Source organism: Kitasatospora sp. NPDC023385, from assembly GCF_055664045.1.
Genome location: NZ_JBVOOL010000037.1, coordinates 41,942 through 60,062, shown reverse-complemented (window position 1 = coordinate 60,062; position 18,121 = coordinate 41,942). Strand labels below are relative to the sequence as shown.

The following is an 18,121-nucleotide window of genomic DNA, read 5'->3' as shown; positions in this document are numbered from 1 at the left end:
GGTGATCCATCCGACACCCGAGCGACCGGTCAGACGTCAAGCTGAGCACGTTCAGCTGTACCTGACTGAGCACTTCGACGAGTACGCGGACACCCCCGGAGTGACGAACCTGCGGGGCGCTCAAGAGTTCCAGATGAGCAGGCGGAAGCGGTCGACGGCGGCCGACCAGACATCGGGATCGGGACGGGGAACGGCCCCTTCGCCACCACGGCCGACGTCGCCCGGCTCGACCAGCGCCGCCTGCGGGTCCTGGAGAGCGTCCAGCCCGGCAGTGGGCAGCCCCAGAAGCATCGCGGTCGCCTGCTGCAGAAGGATCCCGGCGTCCTCGACCAAGGCCAGCGCACGGCCGATCGTCTCGAAGTCGAGACCACGCCTTTGGGCCACCTCACCGGCTGCGAGTGCCTTGCCGTGAATGCTCAGGACCAGCTGCGCCACCAGGTCGACCGCCTTCTGCGGCTCCGCCAGCAGCCGCCGGTGAAGTTCGGCCTTCAGTAGACCCTCCGCCAGAGCCAGGGCCGCCTGCTTCTCGTCGATCGTCACGCCCTCTCCAACGACCACATCCTCGAACCGCCACGGCCTGCTGCGGGTGGTCGTCCTACGACGCGCTCGCCCCGCGTGCTGTTGGCGATTCGGAGTAGCGTGTGGCGTCGGCGGGCAACCGGCTCGCCCCTGGCGAAGGGCGAAGCATGTCGTACGACCTGACCCCGCTGGAGGGCTCCCCGGCTGACCGGGAAGTCCGGATCGGATGGGACGGCCCCCTCTCCAGCTACTTCCTCCAGGTTCTCGACTACCCCAGCGACTCCGACGCGGAGGAGGAAGTGATCGAGCTCGTCTGGATGGGCGCCGCTCCGTTTGAGCACCCGGAACCCGACGACCTGCTCGAGGTCGCCCGCCGGTTCGCGGAGGTCCCCGACGACCTGGTGTCCCGGCTGGCCGCCGACAAGGCGTCCGGCACCAGCACCTTCGCCGGCCGGGTCGGCACCCACCTCGTCGGCGAGAGCACCTTGGCCGAGGTCACCACCCCCGAGCAGGCCGCGCAGATCTTCACTGCGCTCGGGCAGACCGCCCGGGACTGACCCGACGCCGCGCTGCGGCGGCCACGCCGGCTCGATCGGATTCCCATGACACCGTCCACCAGGACCCGCTGCTGGCGGGCTGCCCGGACGTGAGACGCTCGTCGGCGCAAGCGAGATCACCGGCCCCATGCAGGCCGACCCCCGGAGAACTGCCGCGTCGCCGAACAGCTGGCCGACGGAGTAGCCGGAGGCTTCGGCTGCCTGAACCGGTAGGACATGCGCCGCTGAACGCCGCCCACTACCGCTCCCGTTCTCCCCCGGCCTTTAGCAGCACAGGACCGACGGACCACAAGCCTCTGCTCAGCGGACCCCAACGGCTGATGTTCGCCAGATCGGATGGAATCCGCTCCGGCCGAGCCGTGCCGCCTGTAGCGTGCCGATCGCGCGGCTCCTCGGGGCGGCCCCGGCCGACAGCACCTCCGGCCGATCGCGTCGGTCCGGCCTCGGCCCAGCGAATCCCAAACCCACAGCCACTCGGCTGCGCGTCCACGAAGTCGGTTCGTGACGAACCGGCAGAACGGACTAATGGCTTGAACCCGGAGGAAATGGCCAACCGGAAGCCAGTCGGTTCGTGACGAACCGCTAGGGTCGGGCCGTACAACGGACACGATTAGTGATCATGGAGGGCGAATGCCGCGAAAGGGCGCAGGGGGAGCGGGCTACAGTGGGACGGGCAGCTCCGGTGCTTCACCGAACCCCACCACCCAGGCATCTCCGGCGACGCAGCCTGCCGTTGGAGAGCAGCAAACGCCGCAGACGGACAAGGTCGTTCTTCGCTCCGTCCCGCTCATCCCGTCGCCGCGTCCCAGGGGGCACGGCTTCTCGGTTCCGCTCGCCGAACTGGCACCGTGCCCTCGCAACCTCCGCGGCGGAGACCTCTACCGATCCCCAGCTGACCGCGAGAAGCTTGTCACCCAGCTCCGTGAGACCGGGCAGATCCAGGCCCTGGTCGTCATCGACATCGGGGTCTACCTCGACGCCTACCCCGGAGACCGGCACCACTTCAATGACGAACACAAGTACGTCATCGTCGCGGGCCACTGCCGGCGCGACTGTGCCCCCGACGCCGGCCTGACCGAGCTGCGCATCGAGATCCAGAACCACTACGTGGACAAGCTCACCGAGGTCTTCCTCGGGGAGAACCTCGGCCGCAACGACCTGACGGTCTTCCAGGAGGCCGAGGGCTACCGAAGGCTCAGGGACGACAAGGAGTACAGCTACCAGCGGATCGCCGAGATCGTCGGGGTCAGCAAGAGCAATGTCGTCAAGCGGATGGCGATCCTGCCTCTCGCGGATGTGCCGGAAGCCCGTACGGCACTCCTGTCCGGCGACCTCGGCCTTGAGGCGGCCTATGTCCTCCTCGTCGAACTCGGCGACCCCGCCCTGGTGCTGTCCACCTTCAACCGGGCGAAGTACTCCGGCCAAGCCCTCAACGCCGCGACCTTGAAGGCGCTCGCGCAGGAAGTGCTGATCGAGCGCGCCAGGGCGCAAGAGGGCAGGGTCGAGGAGGAGACAGACGCATCGACCCTCGCCGCCGACAGCGGTTCGTCACGAACCGATGCGCATGTGCCGACTCCCTACTCCGAGAGCGACGCCGGTTCGTCACGAACCGATGGATCGGAGAGCAACCCGACACCGGATGACTCCGACGCAGAAGCTGCCGCGAACCCCAACGCCGGTTCGTCACGAACCGGGCAAGCGCCAGCCGACACCGCCCCGGCACTGCCCAGTCCCCGCACTACTACGAAGCCGGGTCAAGCCCCGGGTTCGCGGTCCGTAAACCCTGACCGCGCCGAGCGCGCGCTCGCCGCCCGGGCTCGCAGCGAGGCATGCCAGCGACTCCTGTCCGCCTTTGACGATGAGACCCCAAGCTGCGCTGCGCTCCGCACCGCTCGGACGCTCCTCACTCTCGCCAGCCGACCCACCGTCGAACTCGCTCACCGGTGGGCGCAGAAGATCGGCGTCTACGAGGCGCAGACCATGGACGCAGCGGTCTACCGTGACCACCTGCTGACCGCTGGCGACCCCGCGGCAGTCACGAGGTTCGCCTATGCCGTCTCCCTCGCTGACGACGAAGTGCGTTCGACGGACAGCCGCCGCAGCCCGGATGCCCGCGTCATCAACTACTGGCGACACCTCACGGACGACGCCGGATACGAACCCAGCTGGGAGCGGGACCACCTCCAGGTGTAGTGCCAGGCCCACCACTCTCGACCAACAGCTACTCCCGGAGACCCGAATGCTGCTTCACGCCCATCGCCCGCTCTACGCACCCCACGTGCCACCCGTCTTCGCCGCCACGAACCGAGCCGGATCCGTCGGTAAGACATCAATCGGCTACAACCTCTGCGTCCAGGCCGCCCGCCGTGGCTGGAAGGTCCTCTTCATCGACGCTGACCTTCAGTCCGACGCCTCGTTCTGGGCCGGCTGGGACGGCGACCAGCTGCCGAAGCACGTGATGACTGTCCACAACGTCCTCCTCGGCGAGGCCACGCTCAAGGACGCGATGGTTCCGGCCCGGACTCGCATTGCGCCGCCCAACGAGAAGGGCGAGGACCCCGACTCGAACTTCGCGATCATCGACAACCTCTGGCTCATCCGCGGCGACGAGAAGATGAGCCAGGCCGATACCGAGATGGCCCAGGACCCCAGGTCCGTCTGGTGGCTGCAGCGCGCGCTCCGAAGGGGTCTCCAAGAAGGCGACTTCGACTTCATCTGGATCGACTGCCCTGCGTCCCTGAGCCTGTTGTCGATCTCCCTGCTGCTCGCCACCACCAACGTCGTCCTCTTCAGCAAACCGGGCCGCAAGGAGTTCCGCGGCATCGACGCCATGATCCGCCGGGTAGCTGAGATTCGGGACGGCTACGAAGAGCTGAACCCCTCGTGCGAGGTCACCTGGTACGTCTTGAACGAGACCAAAGCCACCGAGACGCAAGGCAAGTTCTACACGGAGAAGCAGAAGGAAGCGCGCATCAAGTACGGCGACCGCGTGCTTGGCATGGTCCGCGGCGCCACGGTCGTACCCGAGGCCTACGACGCGCAGGAACCGCTGAGCTACTGGGTGGCCAAGCATGACACCACCCTCACCATCGATGCCATGCTGACCCGCATGGGCATCATCGACCGCCTCGCGGCCTAGCCCCGGTTCGTCACGAACCGACCCCGGATGCCCCGGCATCGCAGACCAGCGAGCCGGGGCAGCGCCGTCTCACGGCTGCCCGGTGCGTCGCAGCGGCGGACGCGCGCTGAACAGCTCCCCACTGACCGTCCCTGGGGGGCGAAGCCAGCCCCGACCGAAGCCAACCATGCTGGTCCGAACCGGTGCCGGCACACGAGCGCTACTTAGGCCAGCCGTAGCTCAAGTTCCGCGCGAGCCGCTGATACACCTTCCGCTGTGCGAAGACCGCAGCGTCCTGGGTCCGTCCAGGGATGACCGCCTTCAGGGGGTCACCAAGGAAACCCCATCGCCACACCTCCGAGCTGCCGATCAGCTGAATGCCGTGCTGTCCGGCAAAGATCAGCGCATTCCGGGAAAAGCCGCCGTTTGTCACAAGCAGCGCGACGTTCGCACCGTGCACATCCCAGGCCGTGCCCTTGAACCGCTGAAGATCAGGGGTGCCGACGTTGGCGTCTACCGCGGTGTGCTTGCACTGCACGACGTACCGACGCCCGTCCGGGCACAGAGCGATAACGTCGGCGCCCTGGTCGCCAGGGCCGCCCTGGTGCTGCTCCACCTCGAACCCGTCCCGGAGGAGCAGCTTCGCGACGAAGCGCTCGAACTGCCGGTGATGGAGCCCGCGGACGCTCTCGAGCGAAAGCGCAGCGCCCGACCGGACCCAGTCATGCCGGCGGTTGATCCGCAGGCCAACCCGGTGCTGGTCCTCAAAGTGCTGACGCAGTGCTCCTTCGAGTCGAGCCCGGGAAGCGGCGACCTCGCGGGAGAGCATCCCGAGATCGGCAACGAGCGCCATCAGGTCGACTCCGTCACCTTCCTCCGGGGCGTCACCCAGCAGTTCACCGCAGTCGGCCATAGCGTCCCAGAACTCGGTTGCGCGCTGGACCAGCCGCTCGCCCGAGGCGTGCTCCTCGCGCACCACCTCTGCCCAGCGGCGGTCAGGCCGGGCAGCGCTGACGTACTTAGCGTGTGCCAGCTCGCTATCACCTTCGGACCGGCCTGGGCACATTTCGCGCCGCTCCAGTTGCCCAAATTCATGCCCGGCCCTCTCCAGCAGGGCGTGTGCGGCAACGTGGACGCTGCGGAGGAAGTACTCCTCGGGCGTCAGGGATCCTGAGACAGCGCGGCTTCGACGGCTGTCCTCCTCCAAAGCGGCGATGTGGACATCCTCCCGAAGGCTTGCCGTGACCTGGGTGAGGTCTCGGCGGCAGTCCTCCAGGAAGGCAATCTGGCGGAAGCTGTCCTGCACGGGGGATCGTTCCCGCTCGCCCTCACGCAGAAAGGCACCGGTCGGGTTCAGGCCGAAGGATCCCCGCATCATCCTCCACGCCCGGTTCGCCTCCGACCGGTGGCTTTCGGCGGCCTTCAATACCCGATCCAGATCCGCCTTCGCCCGCTCAAGGGCACCCTGAACCTGCTCCCGGAGAGCGACCGGAGCTCTATCGCCACCTCGGTCCTGCCAAGCCGCGCGTATACGGCGCAGCACATCGGTGTGTTCTCTATGCACGTCGTCGCGCAGAACATCGGACGCTTCTGCCACCGTGCGGCACAGCCGGGCTTCTGCGGACCAGATCCACGCGGCCAGGAGATCATCCGAGTCGGCCGCCGCGATCTCCGCCCCCATCCTCCTCCGAAGGTCGCGGTCGTCGTAGCGAGTCGGGGTTACGGCAGCATGGCGGTCGATGATCATCGGGGGAGGCTACCCCCTGCCTCCGACAAGCGCCGCATCCTGTCGCAGGTGTGCCGGTCCGACGGCCACGACGAACTCCGCTGCGACGCTGCGCAGCGACTGCGACGAGCGGCGGCCGCTCCGCATGCTTCGCACCGTCGACGAACACCTTGCCTGCCATGACAGCCGAACCGTCAGCGCGCACTGCGAATGCGATGCGCGAAGTCCGTCCTCTCCCCACCCGTCGCAGCCGCCGTGCCGCTGCCCGTCGCAACGAGTCCACGCCGCGGGGCCAGAGCGTCGCTGGCGGCACAACTGCGACTGCGAACGCCTCGGCACCGATAGCCGGCCCTCCCCCGCTGCCTGTGATCCACAACGCCCGACGGCCATGCGATTCGTGAAACCGGCAGGTCAGACAGCGTGCGACCCGCCACCCGGACGCCCGATGCCGTTCGTGACCCTCAGACACGCGGGTGCGACGGCCCCGTTGCGGCAGTGCTCCATGCAGCCGATGAATCGGCAACCTGCGACTACGCCACCGACCCCGGATCGCGGCCGAACGCGTCGGCGCGGAAGCGTTCCGCAGTGTGGCTGGGGATGTTGCGACTGCGACAGCGACGTTGCCCTGTCGTGGGAGGCCGACTGCGACTGCCGCGGCCCCGGAGGCACTCATGCGAACGGTCACCTCCTGCCTTGCGAACGCTACGCCGGGGGCGGAGCGCGCCAGCCCTAGGACGAAGATCACTAAGTGCCTTTGATAGGACAAATAGCGCAGATGACCCTATATCAGGCGCAGCGCCATGCAAGTCCCGTGCGTACCACCGCCCCCCCATGAAATGGTGGACCGGCTCAGCCAACGGGAGGGACAGCTTGACCAGGCCCACGCTCAACAACGGCCACAAGACGCTCATCGGCATCGTCGTCCTCGGCGCCGTCGTAATCTCGGCCATCGGGTTCGCCGGCTCCTACAACTCGGTGCGCGCACTCGCCGCCGACGAGGGCTTCGGCCGTTTCGCCCAGGTCCTCCCGATCGGCGTCGACGCCGGCATCGTCGTCCTCTACGCGCTCGACCTCCTGCTCACCTGGCTGCGCATGCCCTACCCCCTGCTGCGCCAGACCGCCTGGTTCCTTACCGCCGCGACGATCGTGATGAACTCGGCGTCCGCGTGGGGCCGACCGCTCGCCATGGGCATGCACGCCGTCGTGCCGATCCTGTTCGTGATCATCGTCGAGGCCGCCCGCCATGCCGTCGGCAGGTGGGCGAACCTGACGGCCGGCAAGCGGGAGATGGAGGGCTTCGACCTCCGCCGCTGGCTACTCAAGCCCTTCGGCACGTTCTCGGACTGGCGCCTCAAGATGATCTGGGGCATCTACTCCTCCGAGGAAGCCATCGAGCTGGCCAAGTGGAAGCGCATCCTTCGGGGGCAGCTCAAGCGGAAGCACGGGCGCAAGTGGCGCAAGCTCGCGTCACAGGAAGCCCTCCTGCTCCTCTACCTGGCGCAGTACGGAGAGGGCAGCAGGGAGCAGTACATCCACGTGCTCTCCTCGATCGGGATCCCGGTGGACACCCTGGTGGGACTGCGCCCGGGCGAGCTGCCCCGTACCCAGCTGTCGGCGATCGAGTCGGGCCGCGACTTGGTCAAGGCGCCGGTGCCCAACGGTCGGGTGGAGGCCCAGGGGGCAGCCCGGGAGACCGGGCAGAGCGATACAGGAGAGCCGGCGATAGACCTCCTCAAGCCCGCTGTTCCCGCTCAGCAGGGCGTCGAGGTCCGTGTCCCAGCGGCCGAGGGGGAGCCTCACCCCGCGGAGCCGACCCAGGTGCTGGTCTTCGAGACGGAAGCGCCCGAGGTCCCGTTCGAGCAGCCCGTGACTGCCGGCGACGAGCTGGCCCCCGTGGTGCCGGAGGAGTCCGCGCACGACGAGGAAGACCTAGATTCCGAGGACCTCGAAGACTCGGAGGCGGACCCCGGTCAGGACGGCGGCGACCAGGCCGGCGGAAGGCGCAAGCGCGAGGACGTCCTGTACGACTACTACTGCGCCTACGTGCACGAGAACGGCAACCACCCGACGAAGGAGGACTACGTCGAGTGGATCCACAAGAGGTACGGCGAGAAGGGCCAGGACGGTGGCCCGCTCAGCCCCAACAGCGTGAAACGCTACTGGGCCGGCTGGGGGAAGACCTACCGAGCCGAGTACGAGACGCCCAAGCACCCGGACCTGCTTGAGCTCGCCGGTACCTGACCGGACGACGGTGCGCCCCGACTTCACGAAGCCGGGGCGCACCGTCGTATCTGGCACCGGACGCGTCTGGGCCGTGGGGCCGGCAACGTCCAGGTGCGGACTGCGTTGTGCCGCCTCCGTTGACCAACCGGCGTCGTCTGTGCCGCCTGCTGTACAGCGGCCGCGGTTCTGGCGGGCGCCAGGGGGGGCGAAACCACGCTCGGCCCGACCTCATCGATGATCAAAAATCGCTGGAGGGCGCCTCAGGCGGCCTGGCGGGCGCCCGGAAAGCCCCACGCACCGGCCGTATCGTGAACGGCGGCTGAGGGGGCCATTCTGGGGCCCAATTTTCGTCATGACCATGCAATTTTGGCGGGCGGGCGGCTCGGAGCGTGCTGAAAGTCGGGCGCCGTGCCCGGCCCCTGCCCCGCACTCTGTTCCGGTGCGAGAGGGCTTGCCAGGTCCAGACGCGCTGCGCCGGCCACCCGATCGGAGGGCAAGACCTCCGGTCACAGATCCCGGCCGGTGACGATCAGCTGCCCGAAGTCATTGCGGGCCCGCTCGATCACGGCGGCGGACGGACCATCGGGACCGAACCAAGCTGCCGAGTCCTGCGCCTCGACCACGAACCGGTCGGTGTGCACTTCGGTGACCTGCCAGCCGGACAGGTCCGACGCCTGGTCAAGGTGAGCGCCGCTGAGGAGCTGGATGCCGTGGGCATCGGGGACCTTGCGTCCCCACACCGGAGAGTTGCCGCGTAGGGCGTGCGCCGGCACGTTGGGCAGGGGAGGCAGATCGCGTCCGCGGTCCTCCCACCCGAAGGCCCACGTCGGCGTCATGGCCACGTAGGCGAGCCGGGTGTGCTCCGCGTCGGCGAGAATCGCCTCCCGCACCCGGCCAATGAGCGAGTGCCAACTGCTGGCGGGGGAGTAGGCCTGGTAGGTGGCCATGCCGTCCTGGTCCGCCCTGGCTCGCACGGCTCGGGGAGCGGCCGGGTCGACCATGGTGAGTGCGGAGTTCCCGTTGACGAGCAAGCCGGCGGCCAGATGACCGGCGACATCCACCGAGGTGTCGTGCTGAAGGATCGCGCCGGCAGCCAGGCAGGCGTCGCCGCCGTGGGGACGGGTCCACCCGGTCGCGAAGCTGGCCCACCGCTCTGCTGCGGCCGCCAGGGTGAGCGGCTCGTGCAGGGCGACGAAGGCGGTGGCCCTGGGCTCGTACTGGTGCCGGAGCCAGCGCGGCGGCCTCACGACCGGTGTCGCCCGGACGAGTCCGGCATGCCCCTGCCGCTGCAAGGCCTCGGTGAAGGCCGCGAGCCAGCCGGTGAGCGAGTCCGGCCCCCAGTAGTCCTTGAGGCTGAGCCCTGCGCCATCGAGGGTCAGGACCGCGCGCTGCCCCCACATGCTCTGGCCTGTAGCAGCCGCGTTGGCGGCTCCGATCGCCTCGTCGACAGCGGCGACGAGCGCATGGCCGTCGACGCTGCGCCCGTGCGCCGTGGGCACGAGTTCGATGTTGCAGCTGTCGTGCCCGTTCTCCTCCAGCGACTGCTCGATCGTTGCGAGGTCGACCTGGATTCCCCCTGTGATGCTCATGGGCGGACTGTACTGGCGCGCGGCGACAAGGCGCCCCCCGCGCCGGTGAGCGTCGCCAACGGCACCGCGATGGGTGGGCGACGCCGTGTCAGCGGGAGGCGGCCGGCGGGCCTGCCAGGGCAGCGCTCGATGGGCGGTGGCCGACGTTCCGGCCGGGGAGCGGCGGCAGGCCGTCGCGGAGAATCTCCATGTAGCGGCGGGGGTCGGCGAGAATCCCTTCGCTCTCGTGCTCCCACGAGCCGGGTCGAGTGAACGCGATGCCGAAGCACGCCGTCATCGAGCCCTCCGGCCAGGTCGGGTCCACGGCTTCCGCCGCCTCGTTCGCGCACCAGGCGTGTGCCAGCGGGAATACGTCCGAGATCGCGATGCCCTCCACGTAGAAGAGCGAACCGGCCGACCCGGTGGCCGTGGCCGCGGCGTTGTTGTAGCACAGGCGCTCGGGCATCTGCTGGATCCCGGCTGGCCTTGAGACCGGCCGGAAGAAGCGTCCCTCGGCGAGCAGGAGGTGGTGGACGGACGGGTACCGCCACCCCTCCTCCCGTGCAGCGGATGCCGCACCGTTCAGGTCGATGACGGCGGTCATCGCCCGCAGGTACTCCAACAGCTCCTGTTGTGCGGGGGAGAGCACATCCATGCGGAGACTGTCTCACATGCGCTGGCCGAGGTCAGGAGAATGCGACGGACGCCAGCAGGGTGCCCACCACGAGCGCCGGCCCGAGCGGCACCTTCGTTTTCCGCGTTCGGCCGGGGAGTATCGCCAGGACCACGACCTCCTGTAGCAGGAGAACAGCCCAGGCCGTCAGGGCCCCGAGCGAGGCGAGCCCGCAGGCCCACCAGACCGCGACGCCCGCGGCCGCGGACACCGCCAGCATCGCCGGCGCCAGCGCCGGCCACCACCGGCGCCACGGCGCCCGCTGGGCGATCAGACCGGCGCAGGCCAGCAGCGGAGCCAGGAAGATGCTGACCGCCAGGCCAGCGCCCACGGTGCTCCAGCCCGTCCAGGCCAGCAGGCCCCCGAGCGCCGGACTCAGCCGGAAGTCGCCCCAGAACGTCGTCTTGGTGAGGACCGTGAGGAAGAACAACCCCCAGACAGCGGCAGCTCCTGCGAGGGCCCGCACCGCGACCGACACCGGCTGCCCAGCGATCGTGGCACCGATAAGCAGCACCGCGAGCCCAATGCAGGCAGCCCCGGTCAGATCGTGCGGCAGCCGCCGCACCTTGGCATCGGTCAGAACCAGCACGGAGCCCACAAGCGCGAACCACAACTGCGCGGCGAGGAGCCAGCCGGCTGCCTGGCCGGCGACAACACCGGCGACGGCGACGCCGGTGAGACCCTCGGCCACTCCCGGGGCCGGGCCCAGCCGCTCGGCGCAGCCCGGACAGCGGGCCCGTAGGAGGTGGACGGCCGCGCGGACGCTGAACCCGAGAGCCACCTGGCCGCACCCCGGGCAGGTTGTCGACGCGGGGTCGGGTTTGGGGCGGGCGTAGGCGACGGCTATCGGGCGGACGACGGCGGCGCCTAGGACGGCGCCGCCGATGAGGGCGGCGCCGGTGGCGATGGTGTTCATGCGTGCTGTCCCTGGAGGAGATGCTCGATCAGGCGCTTGGTCTCCGGCGTCAGGTCACTGTCGAGCGATGCCGCCGCGGTACGGGCTGCGTCGATGACGGCGAACACACCGGGCCGGTTGCCGCTCGCGGCCTCGATCCGCAGCCAGTCCCGGTACAGCATCTCGTCCTCCTGGACCTCCAGACCGACGGCGACGGCACGGCGGGCAGCGTCCAGGTCCAGGGCCTCGTCGCGCAGGCGCAGGCATGCGGTGGTGTGCGCGACGTCGATGATGCGGCAGATCATCTGCTGCACGTCCGGGGTGGCCCAGTCGTGGTCGCCGTCGGTGCCGAAGGGCCGGCCGCGGACCATGCCGAGTGCCTGCTCCAGGTCCTCCAGGCCCGCGACGCCCTGCGGCAGGCCCCGTTCGGCCAGGTACTCGAACCAGGTCCAGTCGCAGTGGAGCTGCTCGGACAGGCGGTAGGTGCCGGCGGCGGACTTGCGGGGCAGGTACTGCGTTCCGTCGGGGGCGTGCCCGAGTTGGCCGCGCAGCTGGGAGATCCGGGTCTGGAGGGTGTGCGGCTCCCAGGGGGAGACGGGGTCCATCGCATATGCGATCGCGCCGTAGTCGCGGTCGGGCCGGAAGTAGAGGAACGCGGCGAGCGCGGCCAGCCGCGGGCCGTGGGTGGTCTCGGCGCCGCTGGAGTTCGCGATCTGGACCGGCCCGAGGACCTGGATCTGGGGCTGGTCCGGGCTCGGCGGAACCGGCTTGCGGTCGCGCACCGCGGCGGGCTTGACCATGTTCACCACCGCGGTGGTGCGCGCCGGCGTGGCCGCCTCGTCGTCCTCTGGCGTGCCGTGGTCGACGTCCGTGTCGACCTCGGCGTCGGTCTGCGGAGCCGAGGAGGACGGCGCAAGGTCGTCGTCGCCGTTCTCCTTCGGGGCTGCGCCGGTGACGTCGGCCGGGATCCGGTCGGCGAACAGCGGCGCGGGGATGGAGGCGGGGCCGAAGCGCGGCGGGACGGCGTCGGGGTCCGGGACGAACTCCCACGGACCGGCGGCCGGGGTGGCCGGCTTGGCTGTGACCTCCAGCGTAGAGACGATCTGCGCATGCTCCTCGTCGCTGACCCGCGCCAGCACCACCTCGAGGTCGGCCAGGCCGCAGGCCTGCGCAGCCAGCGAATCGGCGTCAAGGATCTCGGCCTCGGGGAAGAAGTCGTGGACCTGCTGGGCGTCGGCCGGCAGGACCACGGCGATGTCCCGGCCGCGGGTCTGGCTCAGGATCTCGGCGAGCTCCCAGGTGTGCTCGCCCGGGTCGTCGGTGCAGACCATCAACCACGGCAGAGGGCCGTCCTCGCCGCTCTCCTCGGCCTGGATCGTCTCGGCGCGCAGCCCGGCTAGGTCCACGATCCCGGCATGGGCGGTGGGCACGAAGCGCGCGCGGCCGGTGGGCAGCAGGGGAGCGAGGTCGCGGCCGAACCCGGCCGTCAGCACGTCGATGTGACCCGCCCACGGGCAGGTCGCAGCGTCCAGGGCGATGCTGCGTGCCACGGCGCGCACGTTCGTCAGGTCGCCTTCCAGCAGCAGGACCTGGACGTGCGGGAGGTGGAGCAGCACCTGGTTGCCCGCCTCGTCCCGCCCGATGCTGGCCAGGCCCGGGTAGGGCGCTGCCACGCGGCCAGCGTGCTCCTCGTCCAAGAGGGGGGCCTTCGGGTCGAGAGTCCACCAGCCGTTCTCGCCGGCCGTGAACGGTGTGGCGGGCTCCAGGCCGTGGTCCTCGGGCAGGATCTCGACGCTCTCGCTGGTGACCCGTGCGGCGCGCAGTTCCGGGAGTGCCTCGTCCTCGGGGAGTGCGTCGGCCAGGGTCCGCAGCGCGATGTCGAGCAGCGCGGCTGAGCCGGGCTGGGCGGTCCGGCCGAGCAGGGCTTCGAGGCGGCTGGTCTCGTCGGGGACGGCGATGGTCTCGCCCGGCCGCCGGCGCCGGTACTGGAGCAGGCGTCGGACGGTGATCGCCCCGAGCAATCCGGCGCCGGTCAGGGCACCGAGACCGGCGACCGACCGCGCGGAGATCAGGGACTGACTGGAAGCCTCCTCGCCGACGGGGGAGGAGTGCTGAGCCGGGGCGGGAGCCTGGGTCGGTGCTTCTTGTGCCGGGGTGGGCGTCGGCTCGGTCGGCGCCTGGGTGGCCGGTGCTGCCGGAGCCGGAGTGCTGGAGGTCGGGGCACTCGGGGCGGCGGTGCTGGGAGCTTGCGGCGCCGGGGTACTGGGAGCCGGGGGCGCCGTAGCCGGTGCGGGAGTGACCGGGGGCTCCTGGACGGTCGGGGCTACGGGCTGCTGGGCCGGCGCAGGGGCAGCCGGGGCTGCCGGCGGGGTGGCCGTGGCGGCGGCCGGGATGACGATCTTCTGGCCCGGGAACAGCTCGTCCGGGTTGGTGAGGTGCCCGCCGCCTGGCTGGACCAGGTCCTTGGAGGCGTCGAGAAGCTCGGGGTACTTGTCGCCGTCGCCGAGTTCGCGCTCGGCGATGCCCGACAGGGTGTCGCCCTTGACCACGGTCACCATGTGCTGGGCGGCGGTGTCCTGGGCAGCGGTGCTCGCCTGCCGCGCGGGGCCGGAGTCTGACCGGATCACGTCCGTCCCGGACGCGTCGGCGGGCAGGAGCAGGGTCCAGCCGGGACGGATCAGTCCGTCCGCACCGAGCGCACCGCCGTCGGCCTGAGGGCGGCCCTCGTTGAGCTTCTGGATCTCGTTCCAGCGGGTGCCGTCGCCGAGCTTGCTCTCCGCGATGCCCCACAGGGTGTCGCGGTGGCCGTCGGCAGAACGCTGCACCTCGTAGGTGGGCAGGTTGTGGTCGGACGAAGCCGTGGCGGATGCCGCAGCGCTGACGGTCGCGGGGGCTGCTGCCTGCTGGGGCAGCGCGGTGGCGGTCGCCGCGACGCGGGGCGCCTGAGCCGGGGTGGCCGCCGTGGCGGCCGAGGCCTGGCCGACGGTCAGCGCGCCCACGCCGATGACGAACACCGAGGCCACGAGCTGACGGGCCAAGGCCTGGCTGACACCCGCGGCGGGGACGCGGACGGCCAGGCCGACGCCCTTGACGGCAGCGCGGACCTCGACGAGTACGCACAGGGCGAACTGAGCCCAGGCGGCCCAGACCACAACGGCGATCACGTTGATGATCACGTCGACGCTCACGGTCTGGGCAGTAATGCTGTCCCAGCTCGGCACCGTGCTCGGCAGGGGGTTGCCGATGAATGTGATCAGGCCCCAGGGCACGGCGGCGAGCAGGGCGAGCAGCGCGATGCCGGCCAGCACGGCGCGCACCACGTCGCCCAGGCTTCGGGCAGCCGTTGCCGGCTTCGTCTTCACCATCGCGTTCCTTCTGTTCGTCGGTCCGGGCCAACGCAGTTCGGTCAGCCGGTGACCGTGGTCTGGATCTCCTTGACCACGACATTCTGCGGGGTGCTGTCGGTCAGGCCGTTCGGCAGCGGGTTCGCCGGTGCGGCGTGGGGGTCCTTCGACGGGGTCCAGGTCACGCGCCAGGTCACCCGGCCGGTCAGCGGGTACGTGCCGCCGCGGGAGGAGCGCGTGTAGGTGATGTTGCAGCTGCTGGAGGACGAGTCGACCTGGTAGCCGCCGCCGGACTGGGTGAAGTCGTAGGTGCACGAGCGCGGTGACGCGTCGTCGGTGCCGGCGTCCACGTTGAGGGCGACCGGTACCGCGAGGGTGGACGCGGCGATGCTGAACCCGGCGTAGTCGAGGCTGGCGGTGACGGAGACCGGCTGGAGGGGCTGGTCGAAGGAGATGAAGGTGGGCAGGTTGACGGTCTGCCGGCCGGCGTCAGGGGAGAGCTTCACGGTGGGGGAGGGCAGCTTGGTCGCGCCGTAGGCGATCTTGGAGAGCATCTGCGGAGTGACTGCGAGCATGCCAGCCGGCGGATTCCCCGCAGGGACCCACTGGACGCCGGGGCTCTGCGTGCACGGCGTCGTATTCGGCAGGTCCCAGGACTTCTTCGACTTCACCATGACCCACCACGCGCCGTTCTCACCGCGGTGGAAGTCGTGGTCCTGCTTCAAGGCGTCGTACTGCTTCTGGGCGTCCGCGCCGCCGGAGGCGCCCGAGAGGCTCCGCAGGAGGGCCTGGAAGGCGGCGTCGAACTGCTCGGGCGAGTACTCCGGCTCGTACCAGCACGCCGGCGGATCCCAGGCACCCGATGAGACAAGGTGCTTGGCATCGGCGCCCGTTCCGTTGTCGTGCATCGTCAGAGTGACGTGCGACTCGATCGACCACGGCGTGGGCGTGCCGCCGCCCGGGTCGCCACCGAAGTCGGCGAACGCCGGCGTGGGGACCGCGACTGCGGTCCCCATCGCGAGCAGCACAGCGACGGCCGCAAGGCGCCGCCGGATCAGGTGTTCTGGCACCGCGTGGCTCCCTTCTCGCCGAGGGCCTGGGTGACGCGCCACACGCCCTGCGTGCTCAACTCCAGGCCGAGGTTCCACTCGGTGTAGTCGCGCACGGAGGGCGTGCTCTGCTGCACCTGCCCGCTCGTCTTGTCCTTGGGGTAGCCCTTCGATTCGTCCTCGCAGTAGGTGGCGGCCGCGTGGGTGGTGTCCTTGACCGTGATCACCGGGGCGTAGTACCGGGTCTCGCCGGTGATCGTCTGGTTGCGCTTGGCCAGCTGGCCGATGATGTCGGCCATGTAGGGCCGGGCCATGCCGTCGTAGGCGTACACGAACGCCGCATCCTGCGGGTCGCCCTTCGCGAAGGCGGAGTTGTAGGCCCGCAGCGCGTAGGTGAGCCCCTGCGCGACGGCGTCCTGGGTCGCGTCGCCGGTGGCCGGGAACTGCACAGTGACCTTCAGGTCGGCCGGCAGCGTGACGGCGGGAGCCCCAGCAGGCGCGGTCGGGGTGCTGCTGGGGGCCGTGCTGCTCGCGGCGACCGTCGGGACGGTCGTCTGGGCGCCGCTGATGTCCCCGCTCGGGTTGCTCTTCGAGCTGGAACATCCGGCCGCGGCGACCAAGGCGAGCGCTGCGCAGCCCAGCACGGCGAGGCGGCGGGCGTGGTGGTGGGTGATGATGGATCGCATGGGGTATCTCCCGTCCCGGTGGCTCATTGTTCCTGTACGGCCTGTGCTGTCGCGTTAGCACGCACGGTAATCGACGCTTGTCCGAGCAGGCGAAGCAGTATCGGTTCGTAGGTCAGCTGCACCTGGACGGTGACGGTGTTTCCGCCGGCTGCGGTGCAGCTGGCGGTGGCGCCGGAGCGGGAGGCGAAGCCGTTCGCGTAGCCGCTGCACGCCGGGTTGGCCGGCACGCTGACGGTGCCGTTGGCGCGCAGCGCGGCGGGGTCGACCTGGTTGGCCGCGTAGCGGGCGGCCTGCTCGGCGATGTCGGCCGCTCTCTCCCGCTGGTGGATGGCCAGGCCTCCGTCCACGACGAAGCCGGCCAGGAGCAGGCAGAGCATGGCACCGAAGATCAGGTAGAGCGCGCCTGACCCTTCGTCTCCGCGGCGGCGTGCGGCGCGCAGGCGCCGGAGCAGCCATGGGCCTGGGGCAGACCAGGCGGCGGGCGTGGTGGTCATCAGGAGGTCCGCTTGTAGGTGTCGAGCGGGGCGGTGGAGGTGGCGCTCACGTGGGTGGTCATGTTGAGGCCGAGGGCGCGCAGCCCCGGCACCTCGCAGCTGACCGTGACGGTGAACAGGCCGTCTGGCCGCCAGTCCCCGGACGGGTCCACCCGTACGGCGCCGCCCTCGCACACCCCGGCGGCGTCTGCCTTGGCGGCTCGTGTGGCCTCGGAGACGGCGCTGTTGTAGTCGCGTTGCAGCGCACCGGCGCGGGCAGCGTCGCGGGCGGCGCCGTCCAGGCTGCTGCGGCTCTGGACGATCAGGCCCAGCCCCACCACGAGCAGGCCGAAGAGGAGCAGGAGAGGCGCGGCGAGGACCATGTCGATGGTGGAGGCGCCTTCGTCGCTGCGGGCCCGGGCCAGCTGGCGGCGCAGAACGTCAGCCGGCATCGGGCACGAACCTTTCGACGGGGCCCTGGCTGACGGAGGTCAGCGTCATGTGTAGGAAGGGGATGACGGGGACGACGTCGACCTGCACCGTCACTCGCACCTGGTGCTGGCCGATGTCCTCGGTCTTGATGACGGGGTTGTCCGTCAGCGACGGTCCGAGGCTGGAGATTCGTGCGGCGGCCACGTCGTGGGCCTTTTGCTGCCAGCCGGACGGGTTGGCGTCGGCGGTGGCTCGGGCGTCGCGGGCGCCGGCCTGCGCGGCCGCGAGGGCGACCTCGTGGGCGAACAGGCCGAGCGCGAACTGGACGGCGAGGAAGAGGAGGCCGATCAGGATCGGGGTGGTGACCACGAACTCGATGGAGCTCATGCCGTCGTCCGGCCCTTGGGCGCGCCGCTGCTCCAGCAGGCGGCGAAGACGCTGCACCTGGTCCCCCTCCTCTTCCTCGTCCGTCCTGACCGGCAGCGTTAGCTGCAACCGCCGTTGTTGGTGCTGGTGGCGCCCTCGATGCACTTGCCGACCGAGGTGGCCTTGGTGGTGATGGCCTGGCTGATGATGACGGCGGCCGCCACGAGGATCGCGACGATGATGGCGATGCCGATCACCATCTCGACGGTGGAGAAGCCGGCGTCGTCGCCCTCCTCCTTCGCTTCCTCCACGCGTCCGCGCAGCCAGGTGGTGGCGAGCGTGAGGTCGGGGTGCCAGCCGGTGGCACGGTCAAGGATGGCGTTCATGGTGCAGTCCCCTCGTGAAGGGCACCCGGCTGGAGGCCGGGGCGGTGGATCGGTTCTGGGCCGGAAGGCCGGCTGGGGTGGCGCCGCCGGGGCGGGCCGTGGGGTT

16 protein-coding genes are annotated in these 18,121 nt (G+C 70.1%); 4 read left to right on the top strand and 12 right to left on the bottom strand.

Annotation, left to right across the window (positions count from 1 at the left end; genetic code table 11):
• Positions 1 to 120: 120 nt before the first annotated feature.
• Complete coding sequence (locus tag AC0B61_RS33590; RefSeq protein ID WP_471745730.1) at positions 121 to 540, bottom strand: hypothetical protein; 420 nt, start codon at positions 538 to 540, stop codon at positions 121 to 123.
• A 146-nt stretch (positions 541 to 686) separates the two neighbouring features.
• Between AC0B61_RS33590 and AC0B61_RS33585 the strand changes: the two genes are divergently transcribed.
• The 3 genes from AC0B61_RS33585 (at position 687) to AC0B61_RS33575 (ending at position 4,215) form a co-directional block, all read left to right on the top strand.
• Positions 687 to 1,076: a hypothetical protein gene (locus tag AC0B61_RS33585; RefSeq protein WP_471745728.1), complete on the top strand. Its 390-nt coding sequence runs from the start codon at positions 687 to 689 to the stop codon at positions 1,074 to 1,076.
• 630 nt (positions 1,077 to 1,706) lie between these two features.
• Positions 1,707 to 3,269, top strand: coding sequence for a ParB/RepB/Spo0J family partition protein (locus tag AC0B61_RS33580; RefSeq protein WP_471745726.1), 1,563 nt, complete (start codon positions 1,707 to 1,709; stop codon positions 3,267 to 3,269).
• Between the two features lie 46 nt (positions 3,270 to 3,315).
• A complete protein-coding gene (locus AC0B61_RS33575) occupies positions 3,316 to 4,215 on the top strand; it encodes a ParA family protein (protein WP_471745725.1) in 900 nt (299 codons plus the stop codon).
• A gap of 199 nt (positions 4,216 to 4,414) precedes the next feature.
• Here AC0B61_RS33575 and AC0B61_RS33570 read toward each other — a convergent pair whose 3' ends face one another.
• Positions 4,415 to 5,941 carry a restriction endonuclease gene (locus AC0B61_RS33570; protein WP_471745723.1) on the bottom strand — a complete coding sequence of 509 codons (1,527 nt, stop codon included), beginning with the start codon at positions 5,939 to 5,941 and terminating at the stop codon, positions 4,415 to 4,417.
• Between the two features lie 849 nt (positions 5,942 to 6,790).
• On the opposite strand from AC0B61_RS33570, the gene AC0B61_RS33565 reads away from it, so the two are divergent.
• A complete protein-coding gene (locus AC0B61_RS33565; protein WP_471745721.1) occupies positions 6,791 to 8,161 on the top strand; it encodes a DUF2637 domain-containing protein in 1,371 nt (456 codons plus the stop codon).
• Between the two features lie 488 nt (positions 8,162 to 8,649).
• Here AC0B61_RS33565 and AC0B61_RS33560 read toward each other — a convergent pair whose 3' ends face one another.
• From AC0B61_RS33560 to AC0B61_RS33515, 10 genes are all read right to left on the bottom strand, one after another.
• Positions 8,650 to 9,732 (bottom strand): hypothetical protein, encoded by a 1,083-nt coding sequence (locus AC0B61_RS33560; RefSeq protein WP_471745719.1) that lies wholly within the window; start codon positions 9,730 to 9,732, stop codon positions 8,650 to 8,652.
• A gap of 88 nt (positions 9,733 to 9,820) precedes the next feature.
• Positions 9,821 to 10,366, bottom strand: coding sequence for a hypothetical protein (locus AC0B61_RS33555; protein ID WP_471745718.1), 546 nt, complete (start codon positions 10,364 to 10,366; stop codon positions 9,821 to 9,823).
• A 31-nt stretch (positions 10,367 to 10,397) separates the two neighbouring features.
• Positions 10,398 to 11,300: an A24 family peptidase gene (locus AC0B61_RS33550; RefSeq protein WP_471745716.1), complete on the bottom strand. Its 903-nt coding sequence runs from the start codon at positions 11,298 to 11,300 to the stop codon at positions 10,398 to 10,400.
• Positions 11,297 to 14,644 (bottom strand): LysM peptidoglycan-binding domain-containing protein, encoded by a 3,348-nt coding sequence (locus AC0B61_RS33545; RefSeq protein WP_471745714.1) that lies wholly within the window; start codon positions 14,642 to 14,644, stop codon positions 11,297 to 11,299. Before AC0B61_RS33545 ends, AC0B61_RS33550 begins: the two co-directional genes overlap by 4 nt.
• Before the next feature lie 41 nt (positions 14,645 to 14,685).
• Complete coding sequence (locus tag AC0B61_RS33540; RefSeq protein WP_471745713.1) at positions 14,686 to 15,693, bottom strand: hypothetical protein; 1,008 nt, start codon at positions 15,691 to 15,693, stop codon at positions 14,686 to 14,688.
• Positions 15,678 to 16,358, bottom strand: a complete 681-nt coding sequence (locus AC0B61_RS33535; RefSeq protein WP_471745711.1) for a hypothetical protein — start codon at positions 16,356 to 16,358, stop codon at positions 15,678 to 15,680. Before AC0B61_RS33535 ends, AC0B61_RS33540 begins: the two co-directional genes overlap by 16 nt.
• A gap of 23 nt (positions 16,359 to 16,381) precedes the next feature.
• Positions 16,382 to 16,852, bottom strand: coding sequence for a pilus assembly protein TadG-related protein (locus AC0B61_RS33530; RefSeq protein WP_471745709.1), 471 nt, complete (start codon positions 16,850 to 16,852; stop codon positions 16,382 to 16,384).
• Positions 16,852 to 17,283 carry a TadE/TadG family type IV pilus assembly protein gene (locus AC0B61_RS33525; RefSeq protein ID WP_471745707.1) on the bottom strand — a complete coding sequence of 144 codons (432 nt, stop codon included), beginning with the start codon at positions 17,281 to 17,283 and terminating at the stop codon, positions 16,852 to 16,854. Before AC0B61_RS33525 ends, AC0B61_RS33530 begins: the two co-directional genes overlap by 1 nt.
• Positions 17,273 to 17,707 carry a TadE family protein gene (locus AC0B61_RS33520; protein WP_471745705.1) on the bottom strand — a complete coding sequence of 145 codons (435 nt, stop codon included), beginning with the start codon at positions 17,705 to 17,707 and terminating at the stop codon, positions 17,273 to 17,275. Before AC0B61_RS33520 ends, AC0B61_RS33525 begins: the two co-directional genes overlap by 11 nt.
• Positions 17,708 to 17,748: 41 nt before the next feature.
• Positions 17,749 to 18,015, bottom strand: a complete 267-nt coding sequence (locus AC0B61_RS33515) for a hypothetical protein (protein WP_363576328.1) — start codon at positions 18,013 to 18,015, stop codon at positions 17,749 to 17,751.
• Positions 18,016 to 18,121 lie beyond the last annotated feature (106 nt).

Coding starts and splice junctions, on each gene's coding strand:
- AC0B61_RS33585 (WP_471745728.1), top strand. CDS start 687: ATGTCGTACGACCTGACCCCGCTGGAGGGCTCCCCGGCTGACCGGGAA.
- AC0B61_RS33580 (WP_471745726.1), top strand. CDS start 1,707: ATGCCGCGAAAGGGCGCAGGGGGAGCGGGCTACAGTGGGACGGGCAGC.
- AC0B61_RS33575 (WP_471745725.1), top strand. CDS start 3,316: ATGCTGCTTCACGCCCATCGCCCGCTCTACGCACCCCACGTGCCACCC.
- AC0B61_RS33570 (WP_471745723.1), bottom strand. CDS start 5,941: ATGATCATCGACCGCCATGCTGCCGTAACCCCGACTCGCTACGACGAC.
- AC0B61_RS33560 (WP_471745719.1), bottom strand. CDS start 9,732: ATGAGCATCACAGGGGGAATCCAGGTCGACCTCGCAACGATCGAGCAG.
- AC0B61_RS33555 (WP_471745718.1), bottom strand. CDS start 10,366: ATGGATGTGCTCTCCCCCGCACAACAGGAGCTGTTGGAGTACCTGCGG.
- AC0B61_RS33550 (WP_471745716.1), bottom strand. CDS start 11,300: ATGAACACCATCGCCACCGGCGCCGCCCTCATCGGCGGCGCCGTCCTA.
- AC0B61_RS33545 (WP_471745714.1), bottom strand. CDS start 14,644: ATGGTGAAGACGAAGCCGGCAACGGCTGCCCGAAGCCTGGGCGACGTG.
- AC0B61_RS33535 (WP_471745711.1), bottom strand. CDS start 16,358: ATGCGATCCATCATCACCCACCACCACGCCCGCCGCCTCGCCGTGCTG.
- AC0B61_RS33530 (WP_471745709.1), bottom strand. CDS start 16,852: ATGACCACCACGCCCGCCGCCTGGTCTGCCCCAGGCCCATGGCTGCTC.
- AC0B61_RS33525 (WP_471745707.1), bottom strand. CDS start 17,283: ATGCCGGCTGACGTTCTGCGCCGCCAGCTGGCCCGGGCCCGCAGCGAC.
- AC0B61_RS33515 (WP_363576328.1), bottom strand. CDS start 18,015: ATGAACGCCATCCTTGACCGTGCCACCGGCTGGCACCCCGACCTCACG.